We start from the raw sequence: 13,379 nt of genomic DNA, 5'->3' as shown, positions 1-13,379 counted from the left end.
ATAGCTTGTTCTCATCAAGGGAAGCGAATATCGAAAATGGACTTTTATCGTTTCAAAACATGGTTTCACCGAGCTTTTCCTCGTTAAAATGAAAAATCCCCCTTTTAGAAAATGGGGGAAATACAATCTTTATAAAAGTGGTGATAATAATCTTGCGGTAGATTCAAACAGTCTCACTCTCAAAGGTCTCTTTGCAAATTCTTCTAGGACAATTTCATGCGACTGCTCTAAATCACCTAAGAAGTCGTTGACCAGCTTCTCTGTGCTTTTCGTTTTATAGAGGAAGGCATTCACTTCAAAGTTCAAATGAAAGCTTCTCATATCCATGTTGGCCGTCCCAATCGATGCCAGCTCACTATCTACAATAATAAACTTACTATGCATAAAGCCTTGATCATATTCATACACCTTCGCCCCTGCTTCAAGAAGCTCCGGGAAGTATGAACGAGACGCATGGAAGACGATGCGTTTATCTGGATTCTTCGGTGCAATAATCCGTACATCTACTCCACTCAAAGAAGCAATTTTCAACGCTGACAATATATCATCATCAGGTACAAAATACGGTGAAGCGATCCAAATTGACTTTTTAGCTGAGATGATCATGGAGAAAAAGAGATTTTTAATGACCTCCCACTGTTTATCAGGTCCGCCGGCAATCATTTGGACGCCTTCTGTTGTACTTTCAATATGGCTAAAATCTTTAAAATAGTCCACGCCTGAGCATCTTTCATTGGTCATATAATACCAATCCTGCATAAAAATTTGCTGCAAATCGCGAACTGCCTCACCTTGAATCATCAGGTGCGTATCACGCCAAAATCCATATTGCCTGCTTCTGCCCATATATTCGTCCCCAATGTTAAGACCGCCGACAAATCCTACTTTTCCATCAATCACCACGATTTTTCGGTGATTTCGGAAGTTGATTTTATTATTTAACAAGGGTAGTCTTACTGGTAAAAACGGAACGATCTGAACGCCAGCTTTTTCTAGGTCAGCAATATATTGACGAGAGAGCTTTAAGCTGCCTACATCGTCATATAAAAAACGGACAATGACGCCATTTTTCGCTTTTTCAATTAATATGTCCTTTAATTCTTGACCAAGATCATCGTGGCGGAGAATATAATATTCTAAGTGAATGTGATGTTTTGCCTTTTTGATCTCTTCAAAAATATGAGAGAACGTTTCTTCTCCATTGGTTAGGACTTTAGAGGACGTTCGATACGTAATGGGGGTATGTCCAAGTCTATGGGCAAGCTTAAATAAAAGCTGCTGATGGTCACCCATATGTGTCATTTTTTCAATTGCTTCTCTGTGAATGCGTTCATCTTCCTGAATTAACTGCTCATCCAGCACCGCTTTCTTTTCAAACAGCCGGCGCTTTTTAATATTACGTCCAAAGAAAATATAGAACAAAAATCCGAATAACGGAAAGCTGCCAAGCAGGACAAGCCACGTAATCGTTTGAGACGGGTTCCGGTTCTCTAAGAAAATGACAAATCCGATAAAGATAATCGATAAAGTGAAGAGAACACTGACGGAACTGAGTACACTTACCGCTAGATCACCGGCAAAAATTTGGATAATCAAATAAGCACTTATCGTAATGATAAGAAAAAATAGAACCTTAACTAAATTTCTCATTTCATTTTCTCCTTGCCGATCTCTTTGTTTAACTATTCATTCAGATAAAAAAGCCGATTCCTCTATAGAAATCGACTTTTTGTTGTTTACGAGAAGTGCTGTTGAAGCGTTTCAAGGGCATTCCCTTTAATAATCAGCTGACCGTATTCTTGTAGTCTGTAGATGCTGACCACTGATTCATGGGCGTATTCAAGCAGAATGCTGAGCTTATTCTCCACTTGCTCATCTGACAAATCCTCGTGGAAGTCAACATATAGATAATAACGGTTTTCAAACGAATATAAACTTGTGGTAAAATCCTGCATATTTAATTGAGAAAGTGCAATCAAATCTTCAAAATCATCCATTTTCAATACGAATTGGAGTTGAAGCTTTTTGTCCTTCTCATTATGTTCTTCTTGATCCTGCTCTTCTTTATGAAAATCATCAAGCAGTGCATCTAGGCTTTCTTCTGTTTGATCTTTTTTATCTTCTGGAATCGGCAATTCGAGCTTTTGTCCATCTTTAGAAAGTTGGGCTTTTGTCACGACAATTTCAAGGCCTTTATCAAGGGCCTGTACTTGAATCCAAAGCGGTCCCTCTACTGCAAACTCTTCTTCTTCGTGCACTTCGTCCATTACTTCCCAGAACAGCTCTTCACTGCGCTCACGATTATACCAAATCTCTTCACGGTCAAAACCGCGATCTTCAATATCACCATAGGAAATATAAAATTTCACTGTATGTTCATTTATTCTTTCGATTTCCATTTTGCCAACCTTCCCTTCTATATAAGATGTTGAAGGGACATACAAGCTCCCAATTAATAGTACTTTACTACACTTTACCCGTTCCGTCTACATGTTAACCGTTTAAAGACTTGAGGTATTGCTTTGTACTGTCTATTTTATGATAAAACATGAATAAAAGAAATAAAAACGCATTTTTTGCAAAGAAAACTTGCAGAAACATATATTTGAATTGTCCTCATATATTGGTTGTACGAGCTCTATTAGTGACGTGAGGTGAAATGGGTGGAAACAGAGTGGATCGTATCCTTACTGATGATTATTGGCATAGACCTGATTTTAGGCGGAGATAATGCGCTCATCATTGCGATGGCCAGTCGAAGCTTATCAAATGATAAACGCAATAAAGCCATATGGATCGGCACACTTTTGGCAGTGCTGATGAGAATTACGATGACAGGTGCAGCAGTTTATTTATTGACCATCCCTTATTTGCAATTTATCGGCGGGCTCTTTCTCCTTTATATAGGATACAATCTGTTAATTGAACAAAAGAAAGAATCGATTCGGATTAAAAGCAGCGGCTCCCTTTGGCGTGCGGTTCAAACCATTGTGATTGCGGACCTGTTTATGTCGCTTGATAATGTGATCGCAGTTGCAGGAGCCGCAAAAGGCAACATGGTGCTCACCGCTTTTGGCTTAATGATTTCAGTGCCTATTATTATTTGGGGAAGTAAGCTCATTCATACAGCATTAACCAAATTTCCGTTTCTTTTATACGGAGGAAGTGCCCTTTTAGCTTTTACTGGCGGTGAAATGATTGTCCGTGATGTGAAATTGAATGAATTTATGGCTCAGCATGCAACCCTTGAATTTTTACTTCCATTTTTAACAGTCGCAACCGTCATTTTAGCCAGCCTCTTTTATGAACAAACGGCTGAAAACAAATAAAAAAAGCTGCCAGATGATCGGCAGCTTTTCGCTTTTCTATTAGTTAGCAAGTCGCTGAGCTTCTCGCAGTTGGAATGTACGAACCGTTCTTGGAAGGAAACGTCTAATTTCATCTTCGTTGTACCCAACTTGTAATCTTTTTTCATCCAAAATAATTGGACGTCTTAAAAGACCAGGATGCTCGTTGATTAGTTTATACAATTGTTGAAGCGGCATTGTCTCAACATTCACATTTAGCTTTTGGAAGACTTTAGAACGTGTTGAGATGATTTCATCTGTACCGTCTTCTGTCATTCGAAGAATTTCTTTGATTTCATCGATTGAAAGAGGCTCAGAAAAAATGTTTCTCTCTTGATATGGAATATTGTGCTCTTCTAACCACGCTCTTGCTTTTCTACATGATGTACAGCTTGGTGATGTGTATAATGTTACCATAAATCTTCACTCCTCAATTTGTAGAATGAATATTGATCTGTATTCTTAAATTAAAATTGTTCTAAATAAGTAATCTTTATAGTGATTATACTATAAAAAAGTAAGTGTGAACAGATTTTCTTGCAATTTTTGTGACAAAAACTAAACAATTTCATTCTTTTTGTAGTGATGCTTGATGTCTGAACATTCTCATTTAGTCGAGATGATCGAAAATATTTTTTTGTTTTTTATTTTCAATGACCTTCAACACATCATCAACATCCTCATACGATTGTCCATACCATTCTTCATCTTTATACGTATGGATTCTTTCATATGTCTTCCTCATGGCCTCCATCATTTCTTCCTCATTATCTGTAAGAGGCGACCAATAAAGGATTTCCATACGGTTCACTTCATTGGTTGCAAGTGACCTGCGTTTATAACCGATTGATTCAGCATGCTTGAAGTGCTCTCTTTGGTAAAACTTTAGGCGTTTTGCAGTATCTGCATCATCTTCATCTACAGGCTCCACCTCAAGCAAGATCGGTTTCTTTTTTTCCTTCAGCTTATGAATGAGCTTTGAGCCGAGGCCTTCACCTCTTGCATCTTTGGAAACAAATAAATAATCAATAAAGATGAAAGAATCGAATTCAGCGTACATCATCACATGATGAGGCCCTTCTTCCTTATGATAAATTTCACTTCTTTCCTTTAATAAAGCTTCCATATGCTCTTTTGACTTCATTTCTTCTATCGGGAAGTATTCACTGAGCTTTTCATACCAATTCATGGATCCGCTCCTTATGATATAGTGAAGAACCACTTCCTTATATATTCCCGATTTCCTGCTATTTAAACGCCTGTACTAGTAAGACGCTAAAAAGTCTTAGGTGGTTTCACTTTTTTTCAAACAATACAAAAAAAGTTTTGGTTTTATATCGAACGATTCATGAGCATGTGAAAGCAAACAAACAGAATGAGTGTCATCGCTATTTGAAACATGATTAAATAAAGATACTTTATGCGCCGTGCTTCTGGCTTCTCGTTGTTTGTATGACGGTAAAGCACATATTCCACCGAAAACGAAATGCTGCCAATGAGCACCATAAACGCGAGCAACCATTGTCCTCCGTTTTGTTCCTTCAAAAATGACGTTGAGAAAAGCATGAATACGATCAGAAAATGAAGCACTGAATAGCGAAAAGCCTTCCATTTTGACATCTTATTTCCTCCTAGACTTCTCTTTTTGCGAATCAAAAATTACCATAATATTGTTTTTTTGTAAAATAAAAAAGAAGCACTGACCTAGCAGTGCTTCTTCTCTTATTGTTTAGCCTGGAGCTCTTTGAACTCTTCCTCTGTACAGCTCACAAAGTGGCCTGGCTTCACTTCACGGAACTCCGTGTTCGTTCCTTTATGAACAGATGGATCGTACTTAATTCGTTTGCGGTTACGCTCATAATCAGGATCTGGAAGCGGAATCGCAGATAGTAATGATTTTGTATATGGATGAAGCGGGTTTTCGTATAGTTCATTCGCTGGTGCAAGCTCAACCAATTTCCCAAAATACATCACACCGATACGATCGCTGATGTATTTCACCATGGAAAGGTCATGCGCAATGAATAAATACGTTAAGCCTTTTTCATCTTGCAGTTCTTTCATTAAATTGACGACCTGCGCTTGGATGGACACATCTAGTGCAGAGATTGGTTCATCGGCAATGATAAAATCCGGCTCAACTGCTAATGCACGAGCAATTCCAATACGCTGTCTTTGACCACCTGAGAATTCATGTGGATATCTGTTCGCATGCTCTTTGTTCAAGCCAACAGTTTCAAGCAATTGATACACACGCTCTTTCCGCGCTTGCTTTGATTTCGCAAGGCCATGAATGTCTATGCCCTCTGCAATGATATCAAGGACTGTCATTCTAGGGTTAAGTGAGGCATACGGATCTTGGAAGATCATCTGCATTTGTCGGTTGAATTCAAGCATTTTTTGTCTTGATTTCTTTCCGTGTACGCTCTCTCCTTTATAAAGAACCTCGCCATCAGTTGCATCATAAAGTCTAATGATGGATCGGCCCGTAGTGGACTTACCACATCCAGACTCACCTACAAGGCCAAGTGTTTCACCTTTGTAAATATCAAATGAAACGCCGTCAACTGCTTTCACAGTTCCTCTTGCTGTATGGAAATGCTGCTTCAAATTTTTAATTTCTACCAGTTTTTCTGCCATGCTATTCACCCTCTTTTACTAATACAGGTTTTTCGTAGCTACCTTCTAGTTCACGCATTCTCGCCTTTACAGCAGCAGGCGGTTCAACTTTAGGTGCATTCGGATGAAGTAGCCATGATTTCACATAATGCGTATCGGATACTTTGAACATTGGTGGTTCTTGTTCGAAGTCAATTTTCATTGCATAATCGCTACGGAGTGCAAATGCATCTCCTTTCGGCGGGTTTGTCAGGTCTGGCGGTGTTCCTGGGATAGCCGTCAGCTTCCCTTCATCCCCGCCATCTGTATCCAAACTTGGCATTGATGCTAAAAGTCCCCATGTATACGGATGTTTCGGATTGTAGAAAATTTCATCGACAGTTCCTGTCTCCACAATCTGTCCTGCATACATGACAGCTACACGATCTGCGACATTGGCAACAACACCCAAATCGTGGGTAATAAAGATAATCGATGTTTCAACCTTTTGCTGAATTTCTTTCATTAATTCTAAAATTTGCGCCTGAATCGTTACATCAAGTGCAGTCGTCGGCTCATCGGCAATCAATAGCTTTGGATCTGCTGCGAGTGCCATCGCAATGACTACCCTTTGTCTCATCCCGCCACTAAATTCATGCGGATACTGCTTGATTCTTTTTTCAGGCATTGGAATTCCAACGAGTTCCAATAGTTCAATGGCTCTTTTTTCAGCCGCTTCTTTTGAAATTTGTTCGTGCTTGAATAGCACTTCTGTAATTTGTTTCCCGACCTTCATGGTTGGGTTCAGAGAAGTCATCGGATCTTGGAAGATCATCGAGATGTCTTTTCCGCGAATGGTTTGCATTTGTTTTTCGGTTTTCTTGACAATATCTTGCCCATCAAAAAGGATCTCTCCGCGCTTGAAATAACCTGGCGGCATCGGAATTAATCTCATGATGGCCTGTGATGTCACACTTTTACCAGAGCCAGATTCACCTACAATCGCAAGTGTCTCGCCTTTATTTAAGTGGAAGTTCACACCACGAATGGCTTGAACCTCTCCACCATATGTTTTAAATGAGATTGCAAGGTCTTTCACCTCTAGAATACGTTCACGTTCCATCCTAATCACTCCTTATTTACGCAACTTCGGATCTAAAGCGTCTCTTAGTCCGTCTCCAACCACGTTAAAACCAAACATTGTAATACAGATAAATGCGGCTGGGAACCATAATCTCCACGGATAGTACGTCATGGCCGGAATTCCGTCAGATGCCATTGTTCCCCAGCTCGCTAATGGAGCCGGTACACCAAGCCCTAGATAGCTCAAGAATGCCTCTGTGAAAATAGCAGAAGGAATTGTTAATGTCATCGTCACAAGAATTGGTCCCATTGAGTTTGGAATTAAGTGTTTAAATAAAAGTCTAGATGTTTTCGCACCTAATGTTTGTGCAGCAAGAACGTACTCTTGGCTCTTCAATTGTAAAACTTGTCCCCGAACAATACGTGCCATGTTAATCCAGCCTACAACTGTCATGGCGAGGATAATTGTTAATAATCCCTTTGGCAGAACAACCATCATTAAAATAACCATTAATAGTGTTGGGATTGCCCATAAAACGTCTGCAATACGCATCATCACTTCGTCCGTACGACCGCCTTTGAATGCAGCAATACTTCCCCAGATAATACCGATGATCACGTCAAGAATAGCTGCAGCAAGACCGATAAAGATCGAGATTCTTGCCCCTACCCATGTACGAACAAACATGTCTCGGCCTAAATCATCCGTACCGAACCAGTGCTCTTTTGAAGGCGGCTGGTCTGCATTAAGCAAATCTGTCGTAGAGTAATCATATTTAGAAAACATCGGAACGAAGATTGCCAGCATCACAATAATAAAAATGATTGCGAGCCCAACCATTGCAAGTTTATTTGCACGGAAGCGAAGCATAGCATCCTTCCATAAAGATAGACTCGGTTTAGAAATTTTTTCAGATTCTGCTGCATCAGCCGTCGCGGGCACAAATAAATCTTTTCTCATCTCTTCCATGTGTTAGACCCCTTTCTTCGCCTTCGTCAGTTTAATTCTAGGATCGATAATACCGTAGAGGACGTCAACGACTAGAATACTGATTAATAGAATAATACTGTAGAAGACTGTGACACCCATGATGACGGTGTAATCACGGTTTGTAATGCTTGTGACAAAGTGAGAGCCTAAGCCAGGAATACCAAAAATCTTCTCAACGACAAAACTACCTGTTAAAACCGAAGCTGCCATTGGTCCCATGTATGTAATGACAGGTAACAATGCGTTTCGAATCGCGTGTTTGATCGTAACAGCTGTTTTCGTTAATCCTTTCGCTCTAGCCGTTCTAATGTAGTCACTGTTTAGTACTTCAAGCATACTTGACCGCGCAAGTCTAGCGATAAATGCCATTGGCATGAAGGAAAGTGCAATAGAAGGTAGTACGGTGCTGGCCCAAGACTCCCATCCTGCAACTGGGAAAATCGCAAAGAAGCTTGCCTCAGATGCAAATACATATTGTAGTAGCGCCGCTAAAATGAAACTTGGAACTGAAATTCCAAAGATCGTTAAAATGGCAATCGTATAGTCTTGCCACTTGTTATGATAGAGCGCTGCAAGGACCCCAAACAATACACCAAATGCTAATGCGAGGAGAATTGCCTCAATTCCGAGGGTAAAGGAAACGGGGAATCCAGAACTGATTAAGTCATTTACGGTTTGTCCTTTATATTTAAATGAGGGGCCAAAATCTAATGTTGCAACGGAACCTAAGTAGCTTACATATTGAACAAATAAGGGCTTGTCCAACCCGTAGTGCTCGTTTAGGTTTGCTTCAATTTCAGCAGGAAGTTTCTTCTCTCCAGAGAATGGACCACCAGGTGCTGCCTGCATGAGAAAGAAAGTTGCAGTTACAATAACAAACAGTGTGATTAAAATATATATTAATCGCTTACCGATATATTTAAGCAACGGAATTGCACCTCCATGATTTTACAACAATTTCTCTAATCAGCAAGAAAGGTATATGGAGAGACATCCTCCATATACCTTAAGATCCTTGCCGTAGATCTCTTACACTATAACTCTTACTTTTCGAAATGTGCCCATTTGTATTGTGCATCACCGAGTCCAGATACAACTACACCTTTTAGTTTTGGATCTTGTACCCAAAGTTGAGTGTAGAAGTAGATTGGTGCTATAGGCATATCGTTGATGAGAATTTCTTCTGCTTTTTTCAGCATTTCTTCACGCTTCGTTTTATCTGTTTCTTTCGCAGAATCATTCAATAATTGTTTATACTCTTTGCTTTCCCAACCAGTGTCATTGTTTCCACCGTCTTTATCTTTGTAAAGCTCAAGGAAGTTCACTGGATCGTTGAAATCACCTAACCAGCCCATACGTCCGATTTGGTAATCTCCACTGTGAAGTTTATCGATATAAACGTTCCACTCAGAGTTATCAAGTTCAACTTTCACGCCTAAGTCTCTCTTCCACATTTCTTGAATTGCTTGTGCAATCTTTTGGTGAGCTTCATCCGTGTTGTAAGAAAGTTTCAATGCTGGAAGATCAGAAACTGACTTATAACCTAATTCTTTCACACCTTTTTCAAGAAATTCTTTTGCAGTTGCTACATCATGATCTTTGAAGTAGCCAGTTTTGTTGTCCTCGAAACCTTCCATTGTTGGAGGAACGATTGCCATAGCTGGAACTTGTTCACCTTGTGTAATTTTGTCAACAATCGCTTGACGATTGATTGAGTAAGCAAGTGCCTTTCTGATGTTTGCATTGTTTAAAGGTTTTACTTCAGTGTTGAATTTATAATTATAAACACCTGCAATCGTCTGGATCTTAAGATTGCCTTTATTTTTCAATGTTTTTAGAGACTCAGTAGGAAGGTTTCCAGTTGGAGAACCAGCCCAGTCAAGCTCGCCTTTTTCGAACATGCTAAGCTCAGTGTTTGTATCTTTGATCATAGACATGTTAATCTTTTTCAATTTTACAGTATCTTTATCCCAGTATTCATTGTTCTTCTCAAGCGTGATAGAACCGCCATGTTTCCATTTAGTAAGAGCAAATGGTCCGTTAGATACGTAGTTTTCACCAGCATTTGTGTACCAGTTTTTATTCTTTTCAGCCACTTTTTTGTTGACTGGCATATACGTATAGAATGCAGTTAGTTCAGTAAAGAACGGTGTTGGGTTCTCAAGCTCAACTACAAGCGTTTTGTCGTCTTTAGCTTTAATGCCAACATCAGCAACTTTCGCTTTCCCTTTGTTTGCTGCTTCAGCACCTTTAATATAGTAAAGCTGGTAAGCATATTGAGATTCATTTTTAGGATCTAATGCCCATTTCCAAGCATATTCGAAATCTTCTGCTTTAACAGGGTCACCATTAGACCATTTTGCATCACGAAGTGTGAATGTGTATGTTTTACCATCAGCACTTGTTTTGATATCAGAAGCCATCGCATTTTCTGGCTTTCCTTCAGCGTTAATTCTTGTTAATCCCTCAAAAGTCTGACGGATGACACTTCCTGAAGTTGAATCATTTGCCAGTCCCGGATGTAGAGAAAAAGGCTCAGTGGAGATATTCACATTTAATGTTGTTTTAGCCTCTCCAGAACTGCTCGTGCTGTCGCCTGATTTGTTTCCGCTGAAACCACAAGCGCTTAATACAAGTGTGAAAATAAGCATTAAAGTAACAACAGACCAACGCTTTTTCAACTGTATTCCCCCTTATAATATGTTTTAGTTCAAAGGTCTCGATAGAAGATGAGATTCAGATTTAAGAAATAGCGTAAAAAAGTCCCTAAATAGCTTACTTTCTATTTCTTTTGTTTTTTCTGAATTTTCACTATGTAAAGAGCCTAGCACAAACGTGTGAACAAATTCATTATAATGAATAGAATAATTTATTGCAATATCAATTTCACATATTTTTAAAAAACGTAAATGGGGATAAAGAGGGATTTTTATAAACTAAAGTCTCAATCACTTCAACAAATTAAAGCGTAAATTGATTAAAATAATTAAACAAATTCAGCAAGAATAATGTTTTATACATATAATTAATCATCCTTTTTTAAAAAATTCTGACAGATAGTTGTTATTTTATCTAAAATTTAAAGTGTCAAACGACATGATGAGAAGGTCACACAAGGGCTTCGTGACTTTTTCATGGTCATCCTTTATAATAGATAGACATACTGTTGCGATGAAAAAGAAGAGTACATATATTCACCATTTACAGAGAGTCTGCGGCCGGTGTGAGCAGATAATGGCATGTATGGAATGGGCTTTGGAGCAGCTAACCGAACACTTCTAAAAAGTGAGTAGGCTTAGACGGAGCAGTCTCCGATATCAACGTCTTGAGTGATTTCTGATTGAAATAACAAGGGTGGTACCGCGGTTCATTCGTCCCTTTTCTGTTGAAAAGTGATGGGTGGGCCTTTTTATATTGAAGAAATGAGGTTTTAATATGACAAAGAAGACGATTTTCTCAGGCATTCAGCCTAGCGGTTCTGTGACATTAGGGAACTACATTGGGGCAATGAAGCAATTTGTTGATTTGCAGCATGACTATCATGGCTATTTTTGTGTGGTGGATCAGCATGCGATTACGGTGAGTCAGGACCGGCTAGCTCTTCGTCAAAATATTAGAAGCTTGGCGGCTCTTTATTTGGCAGTAGGACTTGATCCAGAGAAGGCGACATTGTTTATCCAATCAGAGGTACCTGCCCACGCCCAGGCAGGCTGGATGCTGCAATGTGTCGCTTATATTGGGGAATTAGAAAGAATGACTCAATTTAAGGACAAATCCGCTGGTAAGGAAGCTGTCGTTTCTGGCCTGTTAACGTATCCGCCATTAATGGCTGGCGATATCTTATTATACGGTACTGATTTAGTACCTGTCGGAGAAGACCAAAAGCAGCACCTTGAATTGACAAGAACGCTTGCTGAACGCTTTAACCGAAAGTATAATGACATCTTCACTGTACCTGAAGTGAAGATTCCAAAAGAAGGCGCTCGAATCATGTCATTAACAGACCCGGCGAAAAAGATGAGCAAATCCGATCCGAACCAAAAATCCTTCATTACCTTATTAGATGAACCAAAGCAGCTTGAAAAGAAAATTAAAAGTGCAGTCACTGATTCAGAGGGCATCGTCAAGTATGACAAAGAAAACAAGCCTGGAATCGCCAACTTGCTGACGATTTATTCTGTATTAGGTAACGTATCTATTGAGGAGCTTGAACAAAAGTATGAAGGCAAAGGCTATGGTGAGTTTAAGGGAGATCTTGCGAACGTTGTGGTTGATGCTTTAAAACCTATACAAGATCGATACTATGAACTCATTGAGTCAGACGAGCTTGACCGCATTCTAGACGAAGGCGCTGAAAAGGCAAACCGCGCGGCAAACAAAATGCTGAAAAAAATGGAGAATGCGATGGGTCTTGGCAGAAAACGCAAATAAAAAAAGCTTGCAGCTCATCACGCTGCAAGCTTTTTCTAATTCACTTTTGACTCGTTTTCCATTTCCCAAAGCTTTTCGAAAAACGGCTGTCCTTTAATCATTTTTTCACAGAATGCTAAATGGTTTTCAGACCACCCGTCAATTGTTTCATTGTAAAGCATGTTCCAAATTTCCTCGAATGACATTCGTTTGATTTGGTTGTACATACGTGGATTCCATTCCGTATACCAATACGCAATTTCTGCCCTATTTTGAAGTCCTTTTAATTGATCGAGCGCCATAAACATGAGCTGCTTCAGCTGTCTTTCTTTTCTCGTTAATCCACTGATGTGCTGCGGCGGCAATGATAAAATATGATACTCTTTCGTCGACTCAAGACTGTCTTTAGAGAATTCATATTCCTCTGCCTTTACATCTTTCACCATTTCGTACACCAGTTGCTCCTGTCTTGGGATTAAGCGGCTTTTTCTCACAGGAATGGAATACCCAATCGTATCAACAGCAATGATTCGGATGCCGTCGGTTACGACAAAGCAATACTCTAATTTTCGCCGTTCATGATTTTTTCGAATATATGATTTCTCAAATACAGATTCTAGCAGCGTTTTCGGCAGCTCTGATAGATCATTCTCTATGTAATCAAACAAAGGACTCTGCACCTTGAGTAAAGGCACTTGATCTAACAATTCGACACTGTCCTCCTTGCGCCACTCATGAAAATGGCACACATTGTAGCCATTTTCTTCCCCTTCAAACCAATTCACCCATACGTCATGAAGAAATAACATAACCAATCCCTCACTTTTTAAAAACTGTTGTCCACAGTATGGGCAAGGGATAGAGAAATTATTCCAACTTTATCAAAACTTCCAGCTGAACGAATGACGGTTTGCATTTCTTTATTTCATCAAGGAAACGGAGAACGTATT

13 protein-coding genes and 1 other annotated feature are annotated in these 13,379 nt (G+C 39.5%); of the genes, 2 read left to right on the top strand and 11 right to left on the bottom strand.

Features of this window, described 5'->3' with window-relative positions:
* Positions 1-129: 129 nt before the first annotated feature.
* Together cls and mecA are read right to left on the bottom strand one after the other, a co-directional pair.
* The gene (gene cls / locus NPA43_RS05605; protein ID WP_099728259.1) at positions 130-1,650 is read right to left on the bottom strand and encodes a cardiolipin synthase; all 1,521 of its coding nucleotides are present in this window, start codon (positions 1,648-1,650) and stop codon (positions 130-132) included.
* 86 nt (positions 1,651-1,736) lie between these two features.
* The gene (gene mecA, locus NPA43_RS05600; protein WP_230030905.1) at positions 1,737-2,399 is read right to left on the bottom strand and encodes an adaptor protein MecA; all 663 of its coding nucleotides are present in this window, start codon (positions 2,397-2,399) and stop codon (positions 1,737-1,739) included.
* A 264-nt stretch (positions 2,400-2,663) separates the two neighbouring features.
* Between mecA and NPA43_RS05595 the strand changes: the two genes are divergently transcribed.
* Entirely contained in the window at positions 2,664-3,329 is a 666-nt protein-coding gene (locus NPA43_RS05595; protein WP_230030906.1) for a TerC family protein, read from the top strand.
* A gap of 39 nt (positions 3,330-3,368) precedes the next feature.
* Here the strand turns inward: NPA43_RS05595 and spxA are convergent, their stop codons facing one another.
* From spxA to NPA43_RS05555, 8 genes are all read right to left on the bottom strand, one after another.
* A complete protein-coding gene (gene spxA / locus NPA43_RS05590; protein WP_003211421.1) occupies positions 3,369-3,764 on the bottom strand; it encodes a transcriptional regulator SpxA in 396 nt (131 codons plus the stop codon).
* Positions 3,765-3,957: 193 nt separating this feature from the next.
* Positions 3,958-4,536 carry a GNAT family N-acetyltransferase gene (locus NPA43_RS05585; protein ID WP_099728262.1) on the bottom strand — a complete coding sequence of 193 codons (579 nt, stop codon included), beginning with the start codon at positions 4,534-4,536 and terminating at the stop codon, positions 3,958-3,960.
* 143 nt (positions 4,537-4,679) lie between these two features.
* On the bottom strand, positions 4,680-4,967 hold the full coding sequence (locus NPA43_RS05580) for a hypothetical protein (protein ID WP_256499463.1): 288 nt from the start codon (positions 4,965-4,967) through the stop codon (positions 4,680-4,682).
* A gap of 102 nt (positions 4,968-5,069) precedes the next feature.
* Positions 5,070-5,987, bottom strand: a complete 918-nt coding sequence (locus NPA43_RS05575; protein WP_099728264.1) for an ABC transporter ATP-binding protein — start codon at positions 5,985-5,987, stop codon at positions 5,070-5,072.
* A gap of 1 nt (position 5,988) precedes the next feature.
* On the bottom strand, positions 5,989-7,068 hold the full coding sequence (locus tag NPA43_RS05570; protein ID WP_268254798.1) for an ABC transporter ATP-binding protein: 1,080 nt from the start codon (positions 7,066-7,068) through the stop codon (positions 5,989-5,991).
* Between the two features lie 12 nt (positions 7,069-7,080).
* Positions 7,081-7,998, bottom strand: coding sequence for an ABC transporter permease (locus NPA43_RS05565; RefSeq protein ID WP_099728266.1), 918 nt, complete (start codon positions 7,996-7,998; stop codon positions 7,081-7,083).
* A 3-nt stretch (positions 7,999-8,001) separates the two neighbouring features.
* Positions 8,002-8,946, bottom strand: a complete 945-nt coding sequence (locus tag NPA43_RS05560; RefSeq protein WP_099728267.1) for an ABC transporter permease — start codon at positions 8,944-8,946, stop codon at positions 8,002-8,004.
* A 116-nt stretch (positions 8,947-9,062) separates the two neighbouring features.
* Complete coding sequence (locus tag NPA43_RS05555; protein ID WP_256499462.1) at positions 9,063-10,700, bottom strand: peptide ABC transporter substrate-binding protein; 1,638 nt, start codon at positions 10,698-10,700, stop codon at positions 9,063-9,065.
* A gap of 481 nt (positions 10,701-11,181) precedes the next feature.
* Positions 11,182-11,401, top strand: a binding site (T-box leader).
* Between the two features lie 53 nt (positions 11,402-11,454).
* Here NPA43_RS05555 and trpS point away from each other — a divergent pair.
* Positions 11,455-12,450 carry a tryptophan--tRNA ligase gene (gene trpS / locus NPA43_RS05550; protein ID WP_256499461.1) on the top strand — a complete coding sequence of 332 codons (996 nt, stop codon included), beginning with the start codon at positions 11,455-11,457 and terminating at the stop codon, positions 12,448-12,450.
* A 35-nt stretch (positions 12,451-12,485) separates the two neighbouring features.
* Here trpS and NPA43_RS05545 read toward each other — a convergent pair whose 3' ends face one another.
* Positions 12,486-13,238, bottom strand: coding sequence for a YjbA family protein (locus NPA43_RS05545; protein ID WP_039177811.1), 753 nt, complete (start codon positions 13,236-13,238; stop codon positions 12,486-12,488).
* Positions 13,239-13,379: the final 141 nt, after the last annotated feature.

This window comes from Bacillus pumilus (assembly GCF_024498355.1).
GTDB lineage: Bacteria > Bacillota > Bacilli > Bacillales > Bacillaceae > Bacillus > Bacillus pumilus_P.
This window is presented reverse-complemented; position numbering and strand designations above follow the sequence as displayed.

Bases quoted from the DNA above. Each gene is read 5' to 3' on its own strand.
- cls (WP_099728259.1), bottom strand. From the start codon at position 1,650: ATGAGAAATTTAGTTAAGGTTCTATTTTTTCTTATCATTACGATAAGT.
- mecA (WP_230030905.1), bottom strand. From the start codon at position 2,399: ATGGAAATCGAAAGAATAAATGAACATACAGTGAAATTTTATATTTCC.
- spxA (WP_003211421.1), bottom strand. From the start codon at position 3,764: ATGGTAACATTATACACATCACCAAGCTGTACATCATGTAGAAAAGCA.
- NPA43_RS05585 (WP_099728262.1), bottom strand. From the start codon at position 4,536: ATGAATTGGTATGAAAAGCTCAGTGAATACTTCCCGATAGAAGAAATG.
- NPA43_RS05580 (WP_256499463.1), bottom strand. From the start codon at position 4,967: ATGTCAAAATGGAAGGCTTTTCGCTATTCAGTGCTTCATTTTCTGATC.
- NPA43_RS05575 (WP_099728264.1), bottom strand. From the start codon at position 5,987: ATGGCAGAAAAACTGGTAGAAATTAAAAATTTGAAGCAGCATTTCCAT.
- NPA43_RS05570 (WP_268254798.1), bottom strand. From the start codon at position 7,068: ATGGAACGTGAACGTATTCTAGAGGTGAAAGACCTTGCAATCTCATTT.
- NPA43_RS05565 (WP_099728266.1), bottom strand. From the start codon at position 7,998: ATGGAAGAGATGAGAAAAGATTTATTTGTGCCCGCGACGGCTGATGCA.
- trpS (WP_256499461.1), top strand. From the start codon at position 11,455: ATGACAAAGAAGACGATTTTCTCAGGCATTCAGCCTAGCGGTTCTGTG.
- NPA43_RS05545 (WP_039177811.1), bottom strand. From the start codon at position 13,238: ATGTTATTTCTTCATGACGTATGGGTGAATTGGTTTGAAGGGGAAGAA.